At 43.1% G+C, this 22,694-nt stretch carries 35 protein-coding genes; 27 read left to right on the top strand and 8 right to left on the bottom strand.

Annotated elements, in window-relative coordinates; all coding sequences use genetic code 11:
* Positions 1-2 precede the first annotated feature (2 nt).
* The 17 genes from HUG15_RS05420 (at position 3) to HUG15_RS05505 (ending at position 13,613) form a co-directional block, all read left to right on the top strand.
* On the top strand, positions 3-548 hold the full coding sequence (locus tag HUG15_RS05420; protein ID WP_200127686.1) for a phage tail tube protein: 546 nt from the start codon (positions 3-5) through the stop codon (positions 546-548).
* 1 nt (position 549) lies between these two features.
* Positions 550-804, top strand: a complete 255-nt coding sequence (locus HUG15_RS05425; protein ID WP_200127688.1) for a hypothetical protein — start codon at positions 550-552, stop codon at positions 802-804.
* Between the two features lie 49 nt (positions 805-853).
* Positions 854-1,219, top strand: coding sequence for a hypothetical protein (locus HUG15_RS05430; protein WP_200127690.1), 366 nt, complete (start codon positions 854-856; stop codon positions 1,217-1,219).
* A gap of 23 nt (positions 1,220-1,242) precedes the next feature.
* Positions 1,243-1,545 carry a hypothetical protein gene (locus tag HUG15_RS05435; RefSeq protein WP_211202350.1) on the top strand — a complete coding sequence of 101 codons (303 nt, stop codon included), beginning with the start codon at positions 1,243-1,245 and terminating at the stop codon, positions 1,543-1,545.
* 46 nt (positions 1,546-1,591) lie between these two features.
* A complete protein-coding gene (locus HUG15_RS05440; protein ID WP_200127694.1) occupies positions 1,592-5,800 on the top strand; it encodes a phage tail tape measure protein in 4,209 nt (1,402 codons plus the stop codon).
* A 133-nt stretch (positions 5,801-5,933) separates the two neighbouring features.
* Positions 5,934-6,782: a phage tail family protein gene (locus HUG15_RS05450; protein ID WP_200127698.1), complete on the top strand. Its 849-nt coding sequence runs from the start codon at positions 5,934-5,936 to the stop codon at positions 6,780-6,782.
* Between the two features lie 13 nt (positions 6,783-6,795).
* A complete protein-coding gene (locus HUG15_RS05455; protein ID WP_200127700.1) occupies positions 6,796-6,933 on the top strand; it encodes a hypothetical protein in 138 nt (45 codons plus the stop codon).
* Positions 6,934-7,035: 102 nt separating this feature from the next.
* Positions 7,036-8,205 (top strand): hypothetical protein, encoded by a 1,170-nt coding sequence (locus tag HUG15_RS05460; RefSeq protein WP_200127702.1) that lies wholly within the window; start codon positions 7,036-7,038, stop codon positions 8,203-8,205.
* Positions 8,205-8,537, top strand: a complete 333-nt coding sequence (locus HUG15_RS05465) for a hypothetical protein (RefSeq protein ID WP_200127704.1) — start codon at positions 8,205-8,207, stop codon at positions 8,535-8,537. Before HUG15_RS05460 ends, HUG15_RS05465 begins: the two co-directional genes overlap by 1 nt.
* Positions 8,509-8,763, top strand: coding sequence for a Gp37-like protein (locus HUG15_RS05470; protein WP_200127706.1), 255 nt, complete (start codon positions 8,509-8,511; stop codon positions 8,761-8,763). Before HUG15_RS05465 ends, HUG15_RS05470 begins: the two co-directional genes overlap by 29 nt.
* A gap of 40 nt (positions 8,764-8,803) precedes the next feature.
* Positions 8,804-9,553 carry a hypothetical protein gene (locus HUG15_RS05475; RefSeq protein ID WP_200127708.1) on the top strand — a complete coding sequence of 250 codons (750 nt, stop codon included), beginning with the start codon at positions 8,804-8,806 and terminating at the stop codon, positions 9,551-9,553.
* 1 nt (position 9,554) lies between these two features.
* Positions 9,555-9,728: a hypothetical protein gene (locus tag HUG15_RS05480; protein ID WP_200127709.1), complete on the top strand. Its 174-nt coding sequence runs from the start codon at positions 9,555-9,557 to the stop codon at positions 9,726-9,728.
* A gap of 86 nt (positions 9,729-9,814) precedes the next feature.
* Complete coding sequence (locus tag HUG15_RS05485) at positions 9,815-11,542, top strand: Gp37-like protein (protein WP_200127710.1); 1,728 nt, start codon at positions 9,815-9,817, stop codon at positions 11,540-11,542.
* Between the two features lie 10 nt (positions 11,543-11,552).
* The gene (locus HUG15_RS05490; protein ID WP_200127711.1) at positions 11,553-11,876 is read left to right on the top strand and encodes a hypothetical protein; all 324 of its coding nucleotides are present in this window, start codon (positions 11,553-11,555) and stop codon (positions 11,874-11,876) included.
* Between the two features lie 13 nt (positions 11,877-11,889).
* The gene (locus tag HUG15_RS05495) at positions 11,890-12,225 is read left to right on the top strand and encodes a Gp37-like protein (protein WP_200127712.1); all 336 of its coding nucleotides are present in this window, start codon (positions 11,890-11,892) and stop codon (positions 12,223-12,225) included.
* Positions 12,226-12,600, top strand: coding sequence for a phage holin, LLH family (locus tag HUG15_RS05500; protein ID WP_200127713.1), 375 nt, complete (start codon positions 12,226-12,228; stop codon positions 12,598-12,600).
* Positions 12,601-12,641: 41 nt separating this feature from the next.
* Entirely contained in the window at positions 12,642-13,613 is a 972-nt protein-coding gene (locus tag HUG15_RS05505) for a peptidoglycan recognition protein family protein (protein WP_211202351.1), read from the top strand.
* 116 nt (positions 13,614-13,729) lie between these two features.
* Here the strand turns inward: HUG15_RS05505 and HUG15_RS05510 are convergent, their stop codons facing one another.
* The 6 genes from HUG15_RS05510 to HUG15_RS05535 all read right to left on the bottom strand — a co-directional run bounded on the left by HUG15_RS05510 (position 13,730) and on the right by HUG15_RS05535 (position 16,812).
* A complete protein-coding gene (locus HUG15_RS05510) occupies positions 13,730-13,912 on the bottom strand; it encodes a hypothetical protein (RefSeq protein ID WP_200127715.1) in 183 nt (60 codons plus the stop codon).
* A gap of 29 nt (positions 13,913-13,941) precedes the next feature.
* The gene (locus HUG15_RS05515; protein WP_200127717.1) at positions 13,942-14,214 is read right to left on the bottom strand and encodes a hypothetical protein; all 273 of its coding nucleotides are present in this window, start codon (positions 14,212-14,214) and stop codon (positions 13,942-13,944) included.
* Positions 14,215-14,246: 32 nt separating this feature from the next.
* Complete coding sequence (locus HUG15_RS05520) at positions 14,247-14,462, bottom strand: hypothetical protein (protein ID WP_200127719.1); 216 nt, start codon at positions 14,460-14,462, stop codon at positions 14,247-14,249.
* A 386-nt stretch (positions 14,463-14,848) separates the two neighbouring features.
* Positions 14,849-14,983, bottom strand: coding sequence for a sporulation histidine kinase inhibitor Sda (gene sda / locus HUG15_RS05525; RefSeq protein WP_200128852.1), 135 nt, complete (start codon positions 14,981-14,983; stop codon positions 14,849-14,851).
* A 455-nt stretch (positions 14,984-15,438) separates the two neighbouring features.
* Complete coding sequence (locus HUG15_RS05530) at positions 15,439-16,407, bottom strand: hypothetical protein (protein WP_200127721.1); 969 nt, start codon at positions 16,405-16,407, stop codon at positions 15,439-15,441.
* 12 nt (positions 16,408-16,419) lie between these two features.
* Positions 16,420-16,812: a hypothetical protein gene (locus HUG15_RS05535; protein ID WP_200127723.1), complete on the bottom strand. Its 393-nt coding sequence runs from the start codon at positions 16,810-16,812 to the stop codon at positions 16,420-16,422.
* 120 nt (positions 16,813-16,932) lie between these two features.
* On the opposite strand from HUG15_RS05535, the gene HUG15_RS05540 reads away from it, so the two are divergent.
* Positions 16,933-17,109 (top strand): helix-turn-helix transcriptional regulator, encoded by a 177-nt coding sequence (locus tag HUG15_RS05540; RefSeq protein ID WP_200127725.1) that lies wholly within the window; start codon positions 16,933-16,935, stop codon positions 17,107-17,109.
* A 239-nt stretch (positions 17,110-17,348) separates the two neighbouring features.
* Here the strand turns inward: HUG15_RS05540 and HUG15_RS05545 are convergent, their stop codons facing one another.
* Together HUG15_RS05545 and HUG15_RS05550 are read right to left on the bottom strand one after the other, a co-directional pair.
* A complete protein-coding gene (locus HUG15_RS05545; protein WP_200127727.1) occupies positions 17,349-18,443 on the bottom strand; it encodes a site-specific integrase in 1,095 nt (364 codons plus the stop codon).
* A 14-nt stretch (positions 18,444-18,457) separates the two neighbouring features.
* Positions 18,458-19,327 (bottom strand): XRE family transcriptional regulator, encoded by an 870-nt coding sequence (locus tag HUG15_RS05550; RefSeq protein ID WP_200127729.1) that lies wholly within the window; start codon positions 19,325-19,327, stop codon positions 18,458-18,460.
* A 198-nt stretch (positions 19,328-19,525) separates the two neighbouring features.
* Here HUG15_RS05550 and HUG15_RS05555 point away from each other — a divergent pair, with 198 nt between their 5' ends.
* The 9 genes from HUG15_RS05555 to HUG15_RS05595 all read left to right on the top strand — a co-directional run bounded on the left by HUG15_RS05555 (position 19,526) and on the right by HUG15_RS05595 (position 22,694).
* Positions 19,526-19,753, top strand: coding sequence for an XRE family transcriptional regulator (locus HUG15_RS05555; RefSeq protein WP_200128849.1), 228 nt, complete (start codon positions 19,526-19,528; stop codon positions 19,751-19,753).
* Entirely contained in the window at positions 19,750-20,070 is a 321-nt protein-coding gene (locus tag HUG15_RS05560; protein ID WP_200127619.1) for a DUF771 domain-containing protein, read from the top strand. Before HUG15_RS05555 ends, HUG15_RS05560 begins: the two co-directional genes overlap by 4 nt.
* 13 nt (positions 20,071-20,083) lie before the next feature.
* The gene (locus tag HUG15_RS05565; RefSeq protein ID WP_200127621.1) at positions 20,084-20,800 is read left to right on the top strand and encodes a phage antirepressor KilAC domain-containing protein; all 717 of its coding nucleotides are present in this window, start codon (positions 20,084-20,086) and stop codon (positions 20,798-20,800) included.
* 86 nt (positions 20,801-20,886) lie between these two features.
* Complete coding sequence (locus HUG15_RS05570; protein WP_200127623.1) at positions 20,887-21,060, top strand: hypothetical protein; 174 nt, start codon at positions 20,887-20,889, stop codon at positions 21,058-21,060.
* Positions 21,061-21,062: 2 nt separating this feature from the next.
* Complete coding sequence (locus HUG15_RS05575; RefSeq protein ID WP_211202348.1) at positions 21,063-21,260, top strand: hypothetical protein; 198 nt, start codon at positions 21,063-21,065, stop codon at positions 21,258-21,260.
* A complete protein-coding gene (locus tag HUG15_RS05580) occupies positions 21,261-21,605 on the top strand; it encodes a hypothetical protein (RefSeq protein WP_200127627.1) in 345 nt (114 codons plus the stop codon). It abuts the gene before it with no gap.
* Positions 21,590-21,727 (top strand): hypothetical protein, encoded by a 138-nt coding sequence (locus tag HUG15_RS05585; protein ID WP_200127629.1) that lies wholly within the window; start codon positions 21,590-21,592, stop codon positions 21,725-21,727. Before HUG15_RS05580 ends, HUG15_RS05585 begins: the two co-directional genes overlap by 16 nt.
* Positions 21,724-22,026: a hypothetical protein gene (locus tag HUG15_RS05590; protein ID WP_200127631.1), complete on the top strand. Its 303-nt coding sequence runs from the start codon at positions 21,724-21,726 to the stop codon at positions 22,024-22,026. Before HUG15_RS05585 ends, HUG15_RS05590 begins: the two co-directional genes overlap by 4 nt.
* Positions 22,027-22,079: 53 nt before the next feature.
* Entirely contained in the window at positions 22,080-22,694 is a 615-nt protein-coding gene (locus HUG15_RS05595; protein WP_246516503.1) for an MBL fold metallo-hydrolase, read from the top strand.

Genomic DNA, 22,694 nt, shown 5'->3' on the forward strand with positions numbered 1-22,694 from the left:
CTATGCCAAGAACAGGTGTAGACGTGCTCATTGCAATTGAGGATGAAGATGGGGACAAGAAGTTTATCGGTGGTCAGCGTGAAGCGACGTTGAACCGTGAAAAAGAGGAAATTGATGCTACTCATAAGCTTACGGCTGGTTGGGCTTACAATCTCGCTGGTCAGGGTTCATGGTCCATTGAAATGGATGGTGTCATGCTCGAAGATGATGAAAGCCTAGAATTGCTTGACGATGCTTTTGAAAACGATGAAACCATCCATGTCCACTGGACAAATAAAAGCGGCACGAACTACGAAGGTGACGCTATCCTAACAGATTACCCGATCGAAGCACCGATGGATGATGTTATGACTTACTCCATGACATTTAACGGTCAAGGAAAATACACCAAGACACGCAGGAGCGATAGTGACAATGGTGATGGCGGCGACGGTGGCGATGGGGAGAGTCCGACGGAGATTGAGGTGTCCCCGTCCTCAGTCTCCATGACAGTAGGGGATACCCAATCATTGACTGCCACAGCTATATATAGCGAGGAGGATGATTAACATGGACGTAACCGAGGAAGCAAGCTATGAAAGTGGCGATACAGATGTTGCGACGGTTAGTGATAGTGGAACGATTACTGCCGTTGGTGTTGGTGAAACTGAAATCACTGTTTCGTATGAAGGTGAAACCGCAACGGTATCTATCACTGTGGAAGAACCTGAGCCGGAAGTGCAAGGGATTTCGGCGTCACCTTCTGAAGCCACTATGGAAGAAGGCGACACCCAAGACATTGAAGTAACAGCAGATTATAGCTAATTCAGAGAGGGGCCTTCCCTCTCTTTTTAATTTATAGGAGGTATATGGAATGGCTAAAAATACAACAAAACCAGTACGTGTGGAATTGGACGGGGAAGAAAAGTTACTTAGGTTTGATTTTAATGCGATGGCGGACTTTGAGGACGTAATGGGGTACGGTTTGTTTGCGGCTGTGCAAGAAGGACAGATCGGATTTAGAACAATCCGTGCTTTTTATTGGGCTGGATTGAAGTGGAAGGAAAAAGGTTTAACTATAGATCGAACTGGACAAATCCTAGGCAAGGAATTGAACAACGGAACTGACTTACAGGATCTCATGTCACCAATTGAAAAAGCACTAACGAACTCCGGTATTATCCCCGATCAAGATGAAGAAGAGGACGTTAGCGAGGAAGATGAAGGAAAAAACGGGTAACTCAGTGGGAGTATGAGGATCTCATGAAATACGTTCTTAGCATCTCTGATATGAGACCATGGGAATTTTGGGAACTTACCCTCGCTGAGTTTAACGTTATGATTGATAGTTACTTATGGCTTGACTATCAGGAAAATGCGAAATTAGCTAAGCACGCACGATGGGTGATGAGCGCTCACGTTAAAGAAAACAAGATACCAGCTATTGAAAAGATGATCGGCAAACCACCGAAAACAGAAGCGGATAAAAAGAAAGAAAAAGAAGAAAAACCGGTCACAGCCAAGCAAGACTTGGAAGATATGAAAAAGAATATGGGAATGGGTTAAGTCTCGCTGTTAGCGGGGCTTTTTTATTTATAAGGAGGCCCTGCTTATGGCAGAGACAGCAAATCTAACGGTTAGAATCGGTGCAAATATATCCGAATTTGAAAAGAAAATGCAAGAGACGCAAAAGAATTTTGACAAACTTGGCGGCGCCCTAAAAACAGCCGGTAAAGGTATGACGGCGGCTGTTACGGCTCCAATTGTTGCTATCGGTGGCGCTGCATTTGCGGCGGCGAATGATTTTGACAAGGCGTATAACCAAATACAGGTGCAGACAGGCGCAACCGGAGATGATTTGGCAGGTCTTGAGAAAAATTTCAAAAGTGTTTTCCGGAGCATCCCGGTTGATAGCGAGACTGCATCATCTGCTATTGCATCTTTAAATAGTAGTACAGGTGCCACTGGCGAAACATTGGAAGGTATGACTACAAGCGTTCTTGAAGCTTCCCGAATGATGGGAGAGGATGGAGCGGCGAATGCCGAAGCATTTGGACGGGCTATGAACCAATGGCAAATACCGGCTGAAGAAGGCGAGCAAGCAATGGATCGCTTGTTTAAAGCCTCGCAAGAATATGACATCGGTATGGGCGATTTGATGGGAACTATGAGCGCTTATGGACCCGTTCTACAAAACGCTGGTTTTGAAATGCATGAAGCGGCTGACTTGTTCGCTCGCCTTGAAGACAGCGGTATATCTGTCTCCCGTGTCATGCCCGGGCTCAATAGTGCTTTTCGTAACTGGGCATCTGAAGGTAAGGATGCGAGAGAGGAATTTGACAAGGTCGTTGCCCAGATGCAGGATGCGGAAACAGAAACCGAAGCTTTGTCTATTGCCACTGAAGCATTTGGAGCAGAAGGTGCGCAACGATTGACCACAGCGATTAGAAACGGTGTTATTCCATCCACGGACGAACTAGGGGATGCATTGGAAGATTCTGAAGGGGCTATTTCTGATCTTTCAGAGGAAACCATGACTGTTGGCGATCGGTTTCAGTTGATGAAAAACCGTATACAAGAAGCGATAGCACCCCTCGGTGAAGTCTTTATGGATATTCTTGAGGATCTTGAACCTTTCTTCATGGATTTGATTGGATGGATAGAAGATTTAGGTAAATGGTTTAGCGATCTTAGTCCTGCGGCTCAACGTATGGTTATTGCTATAGGTGGAATTGCGGCGGCTATTGGTCCCTTGTTAGTCGTAGCCGGAACGCTCATATCATCTATAACAAAAATAGGTGCTGTGTTTAAACTATTCACACCAGTGGTGGCGGGAGTAGGAAAAGCGTTTGCGTTGTTGTCAAATCCAGTCGGATGGGTCATTGCGATTGTAGGCGCATTGATAGCCGTATTTACGTATCTATGGAACACCAACGAAGGATTTAGAAATGCCGTCATCAATATATGGGAAACCATTAGGGATGCAGCAATAGCGATATTCGAAGCAGTCGCTGGTTTTCTGACTGATACATGGGATTGGATTTCAGAAACGGCTATAACCGTGTGGAATTGGCTTAAAGATACCCTTTCCAGTATATGGAACTCTATTTATGACACTGTCGCCCCAATATTTTCTGCTATTGCAGATTTTCTCGCTGCTACGTGGGAAGTTATCTCAACTACAGCTCAAGCGTGGTGGAACGTTGTCACTACTATCCTGAGCGAAGCTTGGGAAGGTCTAATGGCTATTGTTATGCCGATATTCAACGCTATTTCTGATTTTATTTCCAGTGTGTGGGGAACGGTTAGCAGTACATCATCCAGTGTGTGGGGAACGATTACCGATGTCCTTAGTACAGTGTGGGGTTGGATTTCTGACACAGCACTAACCATTTTCGGGTACATTTCAGATTTTCTTACAACAATATGGGAGCCGATTAGAGATACAATCACCACGGTGTGGGGATTCATTTCAGATTACCTTTCTCATTTATGGACATTAATTGTTGACATAGCGGTCGCTGTTTTTGAGCCAATAGCGGCGTTTTTCTCTGGAATTTGGAACACGATTAGTGACGTCACGTCCACTGTATGGGATGGAATTACTAGTGCCCTTTCTTCCGTGTGGGAAATGATTAAAACGTTAGCTTCCGGAAACTTCGACTCGGTTAGAGATATTATTGACATTGTTTGGAATACCATTAAAGATGTTACATCCACAGTCTGGGATACGATTAGAAATATATTTTCAACCGTTGTGCGAGGAATTGTAAATACAGCGTCATCATGGTTCAGTTCTATGCAAGACAGTATTGTTTCAATATTTACTGCGATTTCCACCTTTTTCTCAAACATCTGGTCAACGATTCGTAACACCTTCCAGCGACTGATTCGCATAATCGTCAATTTTGTACGTGATCGCTGGAACGGCACTCTTGATACGACACGGAACATATTTAACAGCATAAGCACATTCTTCTCCAATATTTGGTCCAGCATCCGTGACGCCATATCTAATTTTGTTACCAGAATATGGAATAATATCCGTGATGCTTGGAACAACACAATGAGTACCACTCGAAACATATTCAACCGCCTATTTAACTGGCTATCTGATTTGTGGGACTCTCTCTGGTCTACTGTGACAGGTTTTGCAGATGATATCTGGTCAGGGGTGTCTGATGCGTGGGATAGCTTGTGGTCATCCACACGGCGGATGTTTAACCGGATTAAAAATTGGATATCTGACACATTTGACGATATTGTCGATTGGGCGAAGGAATTACCTGGTCGAATCGGTGATGCCATATCAAACATGGCGAGTGCAGCAGTCGATGGCGCTAAAAGCATGATAAACTCAATGGCTGACAGCTTAGAAGAAGGTGTCAATTTTGTTATTGGCGGCTTGAATGATTTGCTTTCAGCGATTGGCTTGAGTGTAAGCATTGATGAGTTATCTATCCCTCGATTGGCAAGAGGGACAAATAGCCATCCTGGTGGACCAGCTATGGTCAACGACGGGCGTGGTCCGGAACTCATTAAAACGCCCGGTAACCACCCCGGATTTGTGAGTGGTCAAAACAGAGTTGTAAACCTACCACGTGGCAGTAAAGTTGCTTCTTATGAAAAATCTAACCGCATGATGGGCGGTAACCTACCTGCTTACTCCGGCGGCATCGGTAGTTGGGCGTCAAATGCTTGGGATAATGTCACCTCGTTCGGAAGCGACGTTTGGGATGGTATTACAGGTACAGCGTCTGCGGCATGGGATTTTCTCTCAGACGGTGCGAGTGCGGCGATAGATGGATTGTTTGATATGGTCGGCTTTGATATACCAGACGGGGACGATTTCCTCTCTGGTTTAGGTAGAGGGGTCATAGAACAAATCAAAGAAGGTTTGATCGGGTTCACCGATGCGCAAACAATGGCTTTTTCTGATTTTCAAGGAATTGATTTTGGTGATGCCTTCACTCGGACAAGCGGATACGGATGGCGTGTCCACCCAATCACAGGCGACAGACGCCACCATTCAGGTGTTGACTACGCCGCTCCGATGGGTACGCCGTATCCTGCACAGGCAAGCGGTCGTGTGGTCACATCTGGATGGGCTGGCGGTTTAGGTAATTTGGTAGAAATACAGTCGGGAAATATCTTGTACCGTTACGGTCACAACAGCAAAAACCTTGTCGGCGTCGGTGATGAAGTTAGTCGTGGCGACATGATTGCAGAGGTTGGAAGCACAGGTAACAGCACAGGTCCTCACGTCCACTTTGAAATTCATGAGGATGGAGAATCTCAGAATCCAGAAACATGGACGCCGCCAACGTCTGATCCGGGTGGTTCAGGCGTGCAAAGATGGCGCTCGGTGATCCAACAAGCATCCGCACGTATGAATGCAAACGCAAGTTCTTCTGATATCAGCGCTATATTGTCACAAATACAGCTAGAATCAGGCGGGAACGAAAAGGCTGTGCAATCACCTGGGGTCAACGATATAAACATGCGGATGGGTAACCCGGCGCAGGGTCTATTACAGTATATCCCGTCCACATTCGCCGCCTATTCCATGCCCGGACATAGCAACATTTTGTCCGGTTTTGACCAATTGCTTGCGTTTTTTAACAACAGCACGTGGCGACGAGATAACCCAGGAGGCACACGGGGATGGAGCCCCGAGGTGCGAGAAGGTTCGCCCGTGGCGGTATTGTCAACCAGGATCAAATGGCAAGAGTCGGCGAGCGTGGACCGGAAGCGATTATACCGTTGTCCGCTAATCGACGTGGACGTGCCCAGCAACTCCACAGCGATGTTGGTCGCATGATTGGTGCTGATGACAGTGGCGGAGAAACAAACATCACAGTCAACAACACCTATACCGATGCCAATCCTACGCCAAGTCAATTGGCACGAAAACAAAAACAGCAGTTACGACGCCTCGGAATGGAGTGGGGTTGATGAATACAACACTAACGATTACGAACGCACGTGGAGAGTCCATGACGTTTACAAGCGAGGATCGAAAATGTAAACTCATGGACTTTGAATCAGAGTTGGATGCGGAAGTGCAAACAGAAAAGGCTCCGTTTCAGCAGGGTGAAAGTTATGTGGATAGCTTGTTAGAAACTAAATCTATGACGATGGAGTTTCTTCTATTAAATAAGGATCAAATGGAACTTGAAAAATTGAAACGGAAAGCGTCGAAAATCATGAATCCCACACTGGGATTGTGTGAATTGAAATACGAAAATGACGGCGGTGTGTGGGTGATCAATGCCGCCCCCGAAACGGCGGTTAGCTACCCTACAGGTAGTGAAAACCGTGTCCCGGGATTACAGAGGGGAATGGTTGATTTTCTTGCACCTTCGCCGTTTTGGAAATCGACAGAAATAACCACAGAATCCATGGACTCCTTCCGGGGTCTTTTTATTTTGCCTATGACATTTCCAACGCAGTTTGGGATACAGGGATCATCTGTGGTGATTGACAATACAGGAGACGTTCCTTGCCCTGTGCAAGTGGAATTTCAAGGTCCTTCAGATCGCCCAGAGATACGAAATAATCGAACCGGTGAATATATCCGAATCGATGATGAGTTGGGCGAGGATGATGTTTTGACGATCGATACCACGCAGGGGCAAAAACATGTTCGTATTAATGGCAGAAACGTGATCAACTGGATAGACAGAGGGTCAACATTTTGGCAATTAGAACCCGGAGATAATGAGGTCGAATATTTAGCATATGCAGGTTCGGAAGATGCACAGGTGACAATTAGTTATCAGTTCAGGTATGTGGGGATATAGGAGGGTTTATGTGATGGAAGGTGAATTCCACGGCCTTGAAATTTATGGTCATGAAGGGATGACATATCTCAAGTTTACCCTTATTGAAAAAGATGGCGATCGTATAGATTTTGATGAAATGATGCGAATTGAAAACCCAGAGGATTTGTGACCTATTGCGTTCTGTAGAGACATTCATCAATGAAAAAGTAAAGAAAGATTAAGAAGCCTTCCGGGGCTTCTTTTTTATGTCGGAATATAGGAGTGATAAGCAGTGGTTGAAGTATATAGATTCTTTAATTCCACCGAAGGCGACGAGCGGCTATACGAAGCCGATGATTTCGGTCAATTCTTCCAAAACTTTTTAAGCAATGGCTTTTTTATGGGGCTGGGTGTATCCCCTGAAGGTGGAAACATGGACGTCATTGTGTCCGAAGGCAGCGCATTTATTGAAGGTTATGATTACGCAAACACAGATGATCTTACCCTCACTCATGACAGCGCCGACGCACAGTATGACCGGATTGACCGGATTGTGATTAGATTGGATAGACGACAAGAAGAACGAACAATCCATGCTGCTATCTTGAAAGGCACAGCAGAAGGTGATGTGGAAGCGCCGGAGTTAACCCGGGATGATTATATATGGGAATTGTCGATTGCACAGGTACTCATTGAAGCAGGAAAGTCGTTTATTGAGGATAGTCAGATTACGGATGAGCGTGGGGATCGTGATGTATGTGGTCGTGTAGAGCGCCCGGCGAAAATTAATGATCAGGTCCATTCGGTTGATATTAAACGTCCGACCACACGAGCGTATCAATACCACCATGAGGCATCGGCTTTTTATATCCATGGGGATAACCAATCCGAGATATTTCAGGAGTGGTTAGATAGTATAGGCATTGATCATTATTATGGCAGGGATTTAAGTGATTTGCGCATGTACGTAGAAACTTACGCAAGTCAGACCGATACAGGTATCCAAACGGTCACCATTTTTGATTGGGCGCATCAGCAAAATTATCAAATATACGGTAAATTCAATCGTGCCTCCAATAGATTAGGTGCTGATTTGACCTGGGGAAGTTGGCACGAAGAAGTTTTGGAAGCTGAGAGAGTAGAAAGCAGCGCCGGATCGTACTGTATTAGGTATACAAACGGACAACAAGTTTGTTACCACAGTGGTAGAAGCATCACAGGTGTTTCCAACTCGGTTGGTGCTTTATACCGAACACAAGCGCAGAATTGGGTAGTACCATCTCCTTTTCTTGAAGGATCGGGTGTTTATGTGAGTATAACCACAACGGGCAATAACAGGTGGGCGGCTGTTACAGGTGGTACAAGCGATGGGGAAACAATCCCTTATCGTGTCTTTTCTGCGGAAAGTGACCCTAGTGTTAATACAGATATCCGTATTAAAGCAGAAGGCAGGTGGCGTTAATGAAAGTCCTTTTAACTCCGAGACAACATAAAGATCGTATTGAATACGTGTTCACAGATGAAAGGACGGTCGTTGTTACGTATAACGGCGAATTTGAAGAAACGTTTGATCTAATCAATGATTTTGAACAACCGTACGAAGGCGACGATATGATAACCCGGAAAAGGTCTGAAGTATTGCCGATTAATCCTATCATATCTGTACGTTATGAAAACGATGAAAGGCATGTGGATGTCTTTCGTTATCACGGACCGAACCCTTCCGATGACGTTGTGTTTCCTGACTGGCAAGAGGTGAGATTCGGTGAAACCTATCCGTATCCTCTCTCCTAACTTTGTCCTGCAAGCAGAAATAGACCGTTATTCATCTTATCAGCGTACCAACCGCTGGCATTCACCGGGCGAGTTTGAATTACACGTCAATCGGCATATGCAGGGAGCTGATTTATTAAGAAAAGGTAACTATATCGTGACCATGGAACCGGAAACGGAGCAAACGAGCATTGAACGGGATGAGGATTTAAGCAGTGGTATGCTGGCTAACTTGGAGGTTACGTAGCTAGATTAAGGCATGAAGCTAAGCAAAGGAGAGTGACATGATGAGCGTACAACCGCAGCAAATGATGCAACAGTGGGCGGATATGAATGAGAAATTGCAGGAACAGATTGAGAAGCAGGGTGAGATTATTGACCGATTGGGTGAGCAACTGTCCACACAGGATGAAGCCGTGGCTGAGCGGTTGCAGGCGATTGAGGATAGGTTGGATGAGCCGATAGATACTCGACTAACTGGGCGAAATGTTGAATTGATAACAATAGCTGAACAGGTTGAAATTCGGGATGAAAATGTCCATCCATTCTCCTTTAATATACCTGCCGGTTTAAGTGATTTTGATATTATCTTTACTGATACGCACGCAACAAATACTGGCGGAAATAGGTATACATCGTTTGATCTTTACTTTTCAATATATAGACACTCAACTTGGGCGTTTGGTGATTTTAGCGTTTTTGCAGATGATGGCGATTTTTATAATTGGGTGACGCGGACATGGGATTTTTCTAATTTACGCAGACTTAGAACAAAATTACCAGCTAACACGGGGAGAGAAGGAGAAAACAGGAAAAGATTAACGTTAGAACAAATGCTACGGGCAGCAGACCATGAATTTTTTGTAAATCAATCTTTACAAGAAACGAGTTTTGCGGATGCGGATTTTCCGGTTGAGGATATGAAACGGTCTGTTTTGTCGAATGACAGAATGCACTTCAATGTTCAATTTGATGGACTTCCCGAGGAGGATGATATACAAGGGAGCATCTCCGTAATATTTAGGGGGTATTATTAAAATGAAAGAAGCTATTGATTGGGCACTTGAAAATATGAATAAAAAAGGCATTGACTCACCAAAACAGCACGGTTTTATTGATTTAGTGAGGCGCTATTTTAATGAGAATGGTATTGATCACGAGCCGATGAATTTCCAAGATGTTAAGAGGTATTTGCCGGATAAATACAAATGACGTTATTCAACTAACTCCCCAATCATTTGAGTTTTAATAACCACACGCCGAAAGGCGTTTTTATTTTGCTTTCAAGGAGGTGACACATGCTAACCCTAACCTACCAACCCGCCTGGGAAAATGACCAATCACAGGATGATGACCACGATATTCCGCTTGACCGCAATTATTACGAATTTCATGAGGTCTGGGATGATATTTTCGGCGACCATCACCGCCAATACGACACCTACGGCGAGCGACTCTCGCAAAATATCAATCTATCGCCTATCGTCAATTATGTTGACAGCGAAATTACATGGGAGTCAGACGAACCGGATGACACAAGCGTCACTGTCGAAGCTCGTGTCAATGGCGGTGATTGGCGGCAGATCAGAAATGGCGGCAAAATACCATTGCAATCCGGCACGGAAACAAACGGTATGAGGGTCTGCACAAGGCAGATGCTACGAACGTCAAACAACCGTGTCACGCCTGAATTAACTCGGTTTGAAATCAATATATACGGCGAACATGAGGTCTTGCGAATGAACGGCGATAAGGTTGGCATGATCCGTCACAGAGAAATTGAAATGGATGATACCGGTAAAGCATCCGAAGTGTGGACGACACAAGGACCTGATCTTAAAGGTATTGCAGAACAGAGAATTACTGTGCCGCCAGAAGGTAGGGCAGAAGATAGACTCCAAGCGCCAGCCGAAACAATTATGAAACAGTGGGTGGAAAACAATCTTGTCAATCCCACAGACAGTGATCGTGCTATTCCTAACATGCGTATTGCTCCTGATCAAGAACGGGGAGAGACAATCAATAGGGGGACACGATACAAGAATCTTGCAGAAGAATTGGAATCCATCTCTCAATTTACGGGATTAGGCTGGAATATATACGCTGACTTTGAAGAAAATGAACTGGTATTTGACGTGTATGAAGGTGTGGACAGGACAGCCGGGCAGGACGAGAATCCACGGGTGATATTCAGTCCTGAGTTTGACACCCTTGGTGAACTCCATTTTGTGGACAGTCAAACGGATTATAAAAACACAGCTTATGTTGCCGGCCAAGGTGAAGGGGAAGAACGGTTAGTTACTATTACGGGTGAAGGAACAGGCCTTGATCGTCATGAAATATTTATTGATGCCCGTGATGTCGGTGATGAAGATGACGACGGCAACGAGATTGATGAGGATGAACAGATAGATATCCTTCAAGAACGTGGGCAAGAAGAATTGTCGGAAACTGAAGTGGAACAGATGCTTGAAGGTGGCATCCTTACACACTCCACATTTCAGTATGAGAGGGATTACCGATTGGGCGATAAAGTTACCCTCCAAAAAGAAGGTTGGCATTTCATCCCGACGGTTACCGGCAGACCGTTATACAATGGCGAAACTTTTGCAACAGCCCACGATGATTTGTGGCTTGCAGAGAGTGATTTTATTGGCGATTTGCAGGAGTTGCTGGTTAAAGCAGACCGTGACATTGGCGACCACGGGATAGATCGTGTGTTTGGTCAAAATACTTTGGACGCTGTCAGGGATTTTCAGGAGCGGTACGGTATCAGCTATCACGGAGACTATGAATATGGCGTACCCACGGATGAAACCATAGCGGCACTTGAAGCTGTGGTCAATGGCGATGAAGCCAATATACCAAAACCTGGTTTAGCCATAGACACACCCATCACAGAGATCAAGGAAGTATTTGAACCAGGGACCACTGAACTGGAAGCTGTATTCGGGAAGGAAATGCCTAACTTGATATCTAAAGTAAAACGTGAAATATCGCAAATTGGTAACGAAATAAGGCGTTAGGAGGCATACGGTGGATGGCGAAAATAACAAAGCTATGGCTGAAGTGCGTGAATGGCTGACACGCATTGATACGAAGCAAGAACACATCATCCAATTGCTAGAAGATAGCCGAGCAAGGGCAGATGATGCGTACGAAAAAGCAGACAAGGCAGAAGATGATGCGCAAGAAGCACTAAGAACTGTCTACGCTCACCAAAAGGAGTACTACAAGCGACTTGATCGGGACGACGCAAACCGGAAATTTACAATTAAAACGGCAGTAGGATTAATCGGGACGGTGGTGACCATCCTGATTTTTTTAACGCCAATTTTGATTAGTTATTACACGCCTTAAAGGAGAGATTTAAATGCCAGTCGTCGAACTGAACAGTACAGCAAGTCAACGTATCACAATGCCGCCCGAGGGTAAGCAGGCGGACGTGATCAAAGCGCCTGCTGAAACGGTTATGAAGCATCTGGTTCGGAGGAACCTTGTCGAAGCAACTGAACCAGGTAGAAACATTGCTGACCTTATTATTGCTCCTGATAAGGGTCGTGGTCCGGTGGTAGAGGTGACCACAAGATACAGAAATTTAGAGGATGAATTAAACGAGCTGTTAATGCGCTCGGGGTTATCGTGGTCATTTTATGAGTATAGAGAAGGAACGGTATTCGAAGTAAAAAGCATAAGGGAGGAAGCATAAATGGAATTTATCACAGAAAGTTTAATGGAATCCGTTTTTACGATCGTGGGTGTACTGATCGCCGCAATCGTTTCTTATTTAGCGCCGAAAGCTAAGCGGCTAATTGCCATTGCATCCGATGCTGACAATCTAGGGATCATCGACGCTATCACGGATTGGGCGGTTGAGTATGTGGAAGAAGAATTCCAAGGTAAGGAAGGGAAGGAAAAGTTTAACCAAGCGGCAACCGCAGCAGCTCAATTGCTGAACAATTATGGTATTGAGGTGTCAGACGAATTGATTAAAACATCCATTCAAAAAGGATACAACAACCTAGTTGCTGATGGCAAAGAGAAGAAAAAGCAACCTCATAACGGCGAGTTAGAGCAAGGGTAATAGCCTTTGCTCTTTTTAATCTTATAAAGGAGTGATCAATAATGAGTGAAATTAATTATCCTAACCTACGCTGGAACGGCAGTTTGACAAGCCTCAATCCTAGTAATATTAGAGGCACAGCCATACATCACTTGGCACACCCTTCTTGGGGATTGATGGATACTCACACTTATCACCGTGACACGCTGGGTTGGGCGGGTATTGGATATAATTACCTGATACTAAGAAGCGGCACAATTTACGAAGGTCGTGGAGATCATGTAGGCGCTCATGCAAGCGGGTATAATAGCACGTATATTGGCGTGGCGCTTACTGGTGACTTTGAAACAGGTAGCCAAACACCAACCAGTGATCAGATGGATTCGCTTTATTGGCTTATTCCAGAATTAAAAAAGACGTACCCCAACGCTGACAACATTGTCGGTCATTATGATTTGGGGCAGACAAGCTGCCCGGGCAGACGTTTTCCTATGTCTGAATTTAAGCGGAATGTTGGTAGCGGCGGATCAGGCGGTAGCGCACCACGATACGGAGATAACAACGAATCCTTTGCCAACTACCACAGTGATTGGTGGGGGCGAGATGACGAGACAGTAAAGACAATACAACGATTGTTGCAATTGGTCGATGAGCTTCCGTCCGGTTCGGCAGACAGCATATTTGGTCAGCAAACACTAGACGCTGTACGATCATTCCAGGATAAGCACAGCCTTTCTCAAAGTGGTGCTAACTTTTATGGCGTACCTGGACCAGCTACCCTCGAAAAACTTGCAGAAGAAGGAAACACCACAGCAGCTATGCCCGGTGATGTAGTGAGGATGATAAGAAGCTTCAACTATCGCAGTCGCGCCAATTGGGCCGACGATGCTATTGCCGGCACAGTCAGCGAGGGTGAAGCGTTTACGGTTGTGCGACGGGCGATCATGAGCCATACTGGCGATTTGTATGAAATCAAGTCAGGAAACTATATAAGCGTGCTCCCGAGCCATGTGGAAGTTGTTAAACAATCATGATATAATGCAATCAACAGAACCCGCCACGCCTCTCATTTGAAGCGGAAGTGGCGGGTCGTTCATTTTAGAGGTTAGGCTACCTCTAGTCGTGCCGGGGCAGTGGGAGCCTCGGTTTTTCATTCATCGTTTACATTCATTTCACGAAACATGCCTTCAATTTTCATCATTATCCCCGCCCATTCGTCAGTTGAAAAGATTTGCTCCAACACTTCTTTTTTCTGCTCGTCTGTAACTTCAAAATCTAAATTTTGCGCCACATCGTTGATTGTGTCTTTCATAAGTTCTAAGCTTTGTTCCATTTCAATCAACCTTTCGGGCGTTTGCCCAGTTAAATATTTAGATCCCCTTTAATTTTATAAGCCCTTTGCCTTTTGCGCGGGCGATCCCAGTCATAATAACGCAGATCAAATTCCAATATTCCCACAATATATTCAGATGAATTTTTAACGGTTAGTTGATTATCACTAGTTTTTTCAGCATATAACCCTTTATCGTACTTATGCTGTAACACGTTATTTACATCCTTGATCATATCGGCATCGCGAAGTCTCTCTGGCGGTTTATCACCGCCCATTATATTTACCGTGTACTCAAACTTCATTGAAATATCCTCCCTAAAGGAGCGCCTCGGTTTCATTCATAAAATGCTTCTTTGAGTGCTTGTTCAAAACTACCACACTTTTCGCATATTGTCTCTACATCCGGCAAAGCTGCAATAAAAAGATCAAGTTCAATAAATATATACCGCAACCGTTCATACGTTTCTTGATTGATAGGATCGTCCAGTTCCTCGCTTGCTAATCGTAAAGCATTTAAACAGTCATCTTTTGTGTAATTTATTGCGGTCACTCCTCTCTAAAAACGGAGAATGGTGAATTAATTGACTGTCTATTTATCGTACATTTTACTATATATGCAAAGATAAAGTCACACTAAAGCAAAAAACACGAGCCGTAGCCCGTGTAAAAAAATCATCTATTTAATATTTCATAGACGATTCAAGTACATCTAAAAACTCATCAAAAGTTTCAACCTCATTAATTTTATCTTCATCAACCGGCAGAAGATGAGTTATACCTTTCGCCTCATTAAGTAATTCTTTGTTCTGATCGTTAATGAAAATACCTCCATAACGACCCTTCTTGATACGCAGACAATACCAATTGTAGGATAATTATGTAAATGTGACAAGTGCTATAAAAAAACACGAGCCGAAGCCCGCGCTGTTTATAAAATTAATCGTTGTTCAAATCTCGACGTTGGATTTCGCTTTCTAAATGCATGAGAAAGTCTTTATTTAAGTTTAGCTTTTTTGCTTTCTCGTAAGCTTCTGCTAGCAATTCATCAGATAAGGCTTTGAGGGTATTCATGTTCACCTGCTTATAATCTATTGGATTTCTCTTTTGCATATTTTTCAGTGAGCCATTCTAGGAATTCTTTTTCATCATCTGATAAACCTCGTCTAAGACCATCTTCGAATTCACGTTCTAAATTAACGTATATAGATGTTTCGAAGTCTTTGATCAAATTCCTATAAACCCCCTATCCCGAGCTTATTTGTAGTATACCATAACTTAATTTTCACACAACAAAAAACACGAGCGTTGGCCCGTATTAAAAGGGAGTTGTTTTTTGTATAAATAGGCACATGCATTACATACAAAATACAACCTTACATAAAGTACTACATACCCCATTGAGAATAGAAGTGTTTTCAGCGCTTTCTAACTGATCAATGGTATCAGGCAGTTCCCCTATCGCATTCCCTCGGATTTTGTCCGGGGGTTTTTTACATACTCACAAAAACACGAGCCGGAGCCCGTGTTTAGTCGAGTGCTTGATTTTCCATCTGCCTAAATGTTTCGGCGTTTATCGATAACATTTCCATGTCGTGCGTTAGCGCATCATAATCCATGTTTTCTGGGTCGTAATCCAATTCATCTGATATGTTTTGAGCATGTTCACTGAGCGTTTCAGTATTGTTTACGTAAGCATCATGAAAGTCTTCATGTTCCTCCGGTATGTCTCCGTCATAGTCTCTGGCTTGGTCGTGCCAATTGGTGATGTGGGCTAAATCTTCCTGCATTTCCTCGACCCATAAGTCATCTTCGAATGCGCCTTCCTGCATAGTCATACCCACTAAAGACAAAGCGTTGTCCATATAATCGTAGTTTTCTTGTATGAATTCTTTATATTCCTCTGTAGATGATTCATTATCCCCGCCTGTAAATGTAATCTCAAACTCAGCCCTCAAATTATGTCTATAACCATCTTCAGCTTCTTCCTGATTGTAATAACTGGAACTAGAATAAATGTTCTCGCCTGTTTCACCATAGATATTTTGTATATCTTCGCTTTGCACGGAAGGTTCAAAAAGGACGATCATTTCAGCTTGCGACCATGCAGTTTGATCTAAAGCAGGGAAATCAGAAATATCTATTTCCTCGCTTAAATTGGAGTTTGTAACTTCAATTTCTCCGGTTGAAAAATCGTCAATATCTTCACCGATAATATCATAATGAAGAACCGAACCTTCGGCTAGGTTTGTATTAATGTCGAGTTGTATGATGTCATCGCCCATTTCTGCATCGACACTCATTTCAACCTCTTGGTTTCCTTCGTATTCTTCCGTTTCTGTGGACGAAGACGCATCCACACTTTCGTCTTCATCCCCGTCGTCCGCAACTTCTTCACCGTCATCAACAAATGCTCCAAATATCCCCATTACCAGGATGATGGCTCCCCAAAATGTCCACCGTTTATAAATCGGCTTTTTTTGTTTTTCTTCCGCCATATTAACCCCTCTTTATTTCTTTTTCTTCTTTTTCTTATCCTGCATCCACTCAGGTTTATTCGTCCATTCAATGCGGAAGTGGTTTTTACAAGCGCTACACTTTCCGTTTTCAGTTATGAAGTTAGATGCATATTTTGCGCTCTCTTTCCCGCATGCAGGGCAGTCAACACCGACGATTGGTATAGCTAAAACAAAGAACAGGGCGCTTGTTATAACCATTCCGATTCCCGGTATTATCCCGAGGATTGTAAATATGAGAAATAACCCAGCGATTAAAATAGCAGCACCGGTTGTACCTAAAATAATCCCTTTCGGTAATGTCCACAGATAAAATGTTTTCTTACCCGGTCTTTTTCCTTCGGCGTATGCAATGTTTGGGTTTGGTTGTGTTGCTTGATCTTCCATGTGATTCCTCCTTTTCCTATTATATATCTACGTATATAGTACTACAAATTGCATATTGTTGGTAGTCTAAAGTTATGCGTATAATAAATTAAACTGTCTTAAAAATGAGGAGCGATTCAAGTGCGCAAAGTACGAGGCGTCAAAAAAGTTGCTGAATATCTAGAATCTATAAACTGCCCAATCAGTATATCCACGATTCAACGTTACATGCGAGAAGGCGATTTTCCTTATTCCAAACCGACCGAAAGAATTGTGATTTTTGATTTAGACGAAATCGACAAGTGGTTAGGGGAGTGAATCTTTACACTTAAAACTTTTTTACACATATTTTACACACGGTTAAAGTAAAACCCTAATTAGAAGCGGGTTTCTTTCATTATATAGAAGCCTCTCTGAAACGTTTTCACGTTAAATGAGGGTAAGATAAAAATTGATTTAAATCCCTGGAATGTTGTCATATCAGCGTTCTTAGGGATTTTCTTTGTGTGGAGAATACGGCAAGAAACAGCAGGATTTCATTTTGTTTTACACAAAATTTACACAAGCATACTGTTAAACACCTCCACGCTTCTTTGCTCATCCCTCTCCTCCATTTCTTTTATCAGGTGTGAATACGTGTTTAACGTGGTATCGATGTCAGCGTGCCCCAGCCTACGTGATATATATTGTATGGATACATCTTTGTACAACAGTACGCTGGCATGCGTGTGCCTTAATCCATGTACAGTTATACGTTGTGCTTTTAATTCATCCAACATGCCAACCAGCACATTATTCGCCGTCCCGTTGTTTATGACTTTATATTTTGACGAAGGACTGTAAAAAACAAGTTGATAAATGTTTTCTGGTGTGTTTTTAAATAGCTGTTTAAATCGCCTCATTGTTTCATGATCAATTTTTATTTTGCGTACAGATGCTTCGTTTTTTGTCTCGCCGAAACCATCTTGCATATTTTTCTTATAACCCCATGATTTGTTTATGTTGATTATACCGTTAAAAAAATCGAAATCGTTTCTTTGCAAACCAACAATCTCCCCGAACCTCATTCCCGATGTCAGCGCAAGCAAAAGCAAGTAGTGCGTTGTCGATCTGTCCAACCTGTCATAAATCATTTGCAACAATTGCTTGCTTTCATCGTATCCCAGATGTTTGTCCGATGCTTTTTTAGATGGCGTACCAGTGTAAACCACATCCCTCGTAAAATCAACACGTATGATCCCTTCGTCAATGGCATCTTTGATACAAGCCCGTATGTGCGAATTTAACTTTTGGGCCGACGTTTTGGCGTGGTTTTTTCCGTAGTTATTCAAAAAATCTTGGTACGCATTCCTTGTTATACTTTGAAGCGGCTCATCTCCAAAATAACGCTTTACCGCTCCGAGCGAATCCATATACTTTTGTAGCGTGATGCTTTCGATATCTGTCTTAAATCTCTTTATCCAATTCTCTAAATACTCATCAAACGGTACAGGTTGGAGTTGAGGTGCAACCCCCTTCCTCATTTCAGTTTCGACTTCCGCAGCAGCCGCCTGCGCTTCTTTCTTGGTGCGGAAACCACTCTTTCGGATCGGCTTAGGTTTTGCGCTAATGGTGTATTGCCACGTTTTACCACGCTTTTGGAAACTAGCCATTTTTCACCCCTCCTTTATAGAATATACTCATTGATCAAATCTTCCGGAATATTATATTCGTGCAAAGCTTCGCTGATTGTTGTGTTTTCTACTTCCAATCGTTCTGCAAGCAGGTTTACAGCAAAGAGATTCGCTTCTTTCTCTATTCTGTCTGTGGAAAATAGCGTATTACGTCGCAAAAAAGGTGTGCTTGCGTCCGTATGTAAAACTGAATGCCCGAGTTCATGAGCACAAATAAACAGCCTTTCTTTCTCACTTACTTGCTCATTGATATGAATGCTTTTCATTCTAAACTGCTTCGTATAAAAACCAAGTATGCTGCCTAAAGGTCTGTTCAAAACCGTGATATTTAAACTGTCAGCGATTTCAAAAGGGCAGCTTGTTTCATATTTTCTTTTTAATTGATTGACTTTCCCCTTGATCATCTTGTTCACTCCTTTACTTGCGGTATTTATAGGGGGTGAACTTTTGTTTTGCCATTTCTTAGCGATACGCATGGAATACTCCAATGATTGGATTAACATTTCACGATCCTCTTCGTTCATATCACCCATTTCTTTCCCGTCAAACGCGGCATATCCATCATTACTTAAGCCGTCGATCATTTTTTGTAGTTCTTTTTGTATGTCTTGTTCGTCCTTATTCGTAAGCTCTGGTAGATCCACTGTATTATTTTCAGCCATTTCTTGAAGTTCATCCGTGGTGATGTTCAAAGCTTTACATACCTTCATGACATTATCGACAGAGGCATTACCGATTCCTCGTTGTAGCATAGATCGCAATGTTGTATATGGTAAGCCTGCTTTTTCCGCAAAAGCTTTTGTGCTTAGCTCAGTTTCTCCGATTAGTTTCTTAACTATTTCAGTTCGTTTGTCGGGTTGCATATCGATACCTCCAATTTATACGAAAAACCGTATCCCTACATATTATTATATACTATTCTGCGCATTTGTAAACACCTTATGCACGAAATTTCATATTTATTTTCTATTTTCCTGTTGACATAACACGAAATTGAGTATATTATTTGGTCATGATACGAAATTGAGTATATCAAATTAATAAAGGAAGTGGGTGTAAACATGCTCAGAAATCTACGTGCGGAATTAGCGCGTCGCAGTATTCTAGTTAAGGATGTTGCGGAGCTTTTAAATGTTCGTGCTGCAACTGTGTCCGACAAAATCAACGGATATTATGACTTTACGTATGATGAAGCTTATCTAGTTAAGCGCACATATTTTCCAGATATAAACATCGAATATCTGTTTGAAAAGTCCACGGAGAATGCCAGAAAGGAGGCGGTGAAATGACCGCCCAGCAACAATTAGATGTGAATTTGTCCATTTCGATCCCGGAAGATAAGGTGCTTGTTTCAAAAGTTGAGTTGCAGACTTTGAAAGAGCAGCAACTATCCGGAGTCTACTGGAGCATGAAAGAGTTTGAAGAACGGACAGGAAAAAAACAAGAATGGCTAAAAGAAAACATTCTTTACCGTCCTAAATTCAAAAAGGAACTTGAAGGATTCGTTTACTATCCACAGTCACAAGGGCAAACATGGAGTTTTCAGGCTAAAGAAATGGCGGCGTTCTTGGATAAGAATTTTAATCAAATATTTAACGGGGACTGAAAGGAGCGAGCGCATGAACGAACTAATCGCAACACAAGAAAGCGAAAGCGGAGATATTTTAGTTAGTGGTCGAGAACTGCATGAGTTTTTGGAGGTGAACAGCAACTACACAACATGGTTTAACCGAATGACTGGTTACGGTTTTGAGGAAGGGTCTGACTTTATTCCAATTATGGAAGAAAGTCGAGGTGGCAGGCCTTCGCAAGACCACCACCTAAAACTAGACATGGCAAAAGAAATATCCATGCTTCAACGAACCGACAAAGGTAAACAGGCTCGCCAGTACTTTTTGCAACTAGAAAAACTATGGAACAGCCCAGAAGCAGTTATGAGACGAGCGTTACAATACGCTGACCAAAAAGTGACCGAACTCGAACAGAAAATGCAGCTAGACAAACCCAAAGTTATGTTCGCCGACGCCGTCGAAACATCAACATCTAGCGTCCTTGTCGGGGAGTTATCAAAAGTCCTCAAACAAAACGGGGTCGAGATTGGTCAAAATCGCCTTTTCAAATGGCTTAGAGGAAATGGATACCTCATTAAGCAAAACGGCGAATCTTACAATCTACCGACTCAGCGGAGCATGGACAAAGAATTATTTGAGATTAAGAAACGGACCATTAATAACCCAGACGGGTCTATACGAACAACACGAACACCGAAGGTTACCGGGAAAGGGCAGGTCTATTTTGTGAATAAGTTTCTGGAGGACCAACCCCATGCAACCTAAACCCACAACCATCCTGCACCTATTCTATTGTTCTATCATCGGTTGCATGGTATTAGCGGCGATATTCTAAAGGGAGGTGAATCAACATGCCAATAAACGCAGAAAACTGGATTAGTCGAGTTATTGAAAATAAAGAGAATATCACAAACGTGATCGCTGAAAAAGAGACAAAAAGTAAACCAAATCATGAAACAGGTTGGATGGATACGGACACGACAGGCAGACAATGGATCACATTTGAGATTGTAAAGAAGCGATAAACATGTTTGGAGATATGGCAGAAAGCTCATCGGATCGATTGCAAAACAAAGTGTCTCAGATGGAAAGGCTAGCTGAATTGGCAAAACAACACAGGCCAATCATGGGCATCGGCGGCGACAAACTTGCTTACATGCAAACAATGTCCGCTTATAACAGACTGGCAGAGTCGATTGAAAAGGAGAGGGAGGAGGACGAATAAATGAACATTGAAAAACCGGTGCTTACGAGGGAGCAGGCGGAGAGGTTGGAAGAAAGGCTCGCAGGAAGGGAAGAAGTATTTGAATACGATGATCTAGTGATAGCACATGCGCTAGATTCATGGCTTTATCCAAAAAACGCCTGTTTCAACGATCTATCAATCAAAGACTTCGCTACTGCTGTTTATTACGGATACGAAGTCGAGCAAACGCCGGAGGAAGCAGCCAAACAGTATTTCGACTGCCTAAATCCCAGGCAAAGGTTTTCCGCAAGAAATATATTAGACATCCTCGACATCAAAATCGAAGGCATTAATAAGGAGGACCCAAAATGCAACGAATCTTAAGCGATCTCAGCGAAGATGTAGAACTCATGAGCAGTGATGCGATGTTGTCCGTGAAAGTCGAGCATTTAGAGCGGATGCTTAGTTACATCCATGAATTACGAGCAGAAGGGGTGGTTTTGTGAGTTATAAAGTAGCGGTGATGGAAACTGCGAGGGAATTGGATTATGTGTGGGGCGAACTTCAAAGTGCTGGTTGCATCGGGGTTAGTCGAAACTTCTTAACCGGACAAATGGAAATTCAGATGCGTGAAGATGCGTTTTTTCAACTGTTTTCAAAGTATGAAATAGAACCATGGGAACATGAGGGAAGTGAAAATGAGTATCATGTAAAAGCTTTGAACGGTGATCTCATTTTCTTCACGCTCCTAACCGAATCCGAATACCAGTATTACGTACAAAACGCCGACCAAGCGGCAACTTGATCGGCAGAAAAACAATATTTAGTTGTGGACATTGTAACACAGGTGGTGAGGGATTGGAATATAAAATTATACAGAGCGGTAGCAAAGGTAATTGCGTGATTATAGATGATGTAATGGTGGATTGTGGTGTGGGAATGAAGGCGATCAAAGAACACCTTTACGACGTTAAATATTTGCTGTTGACCCACACGCATAGTGACCATATGAAAAGACCCACGTTAGCGGGTATTAGAACGTTCTTTCCGAAAATACAAATTCTAGGAAACTATGAAGTACACCAATACTTTCCTGTAGATACCATTGTCAACGCTGGGTTTGATGTTGTGACAGACGACTACACGTTTCTTCCGTTTGAGTGTGAGCATCCGGTTTTGACGTATGGGTTTACATGGACAAGCAAGGATAACGAAAAGCTTATTTACGCTACCGACACTGCCAGTATGAGCGACGCTCCAAAAGGTCCCTATGATTGGGTGTTTCTAGAGTCCAACTACGATCCCAAAAAGATTGAGCAGGTCAAAAACAACTGGTCAGGTCGATATAACCCGTATTTGTCGGCAACAATGACACATTTGAGTACGAAACAGTGTAAGGAATTTTACTTTATGAACCGAAGGGACAAGGATTCAAAACTGATAGAGCTTCACAAGTCCAGTCGGTTTTATTAG

This window comes from Salicibibacter cibarius, from assembly GCF_016495725.1.
Classification (GTDB): domain Bacteria; phylum Bacillota; class Bacilli; order Bacillales; family Marinococcaceae; genus Salicibibacter; species Salicibibacter cibarius.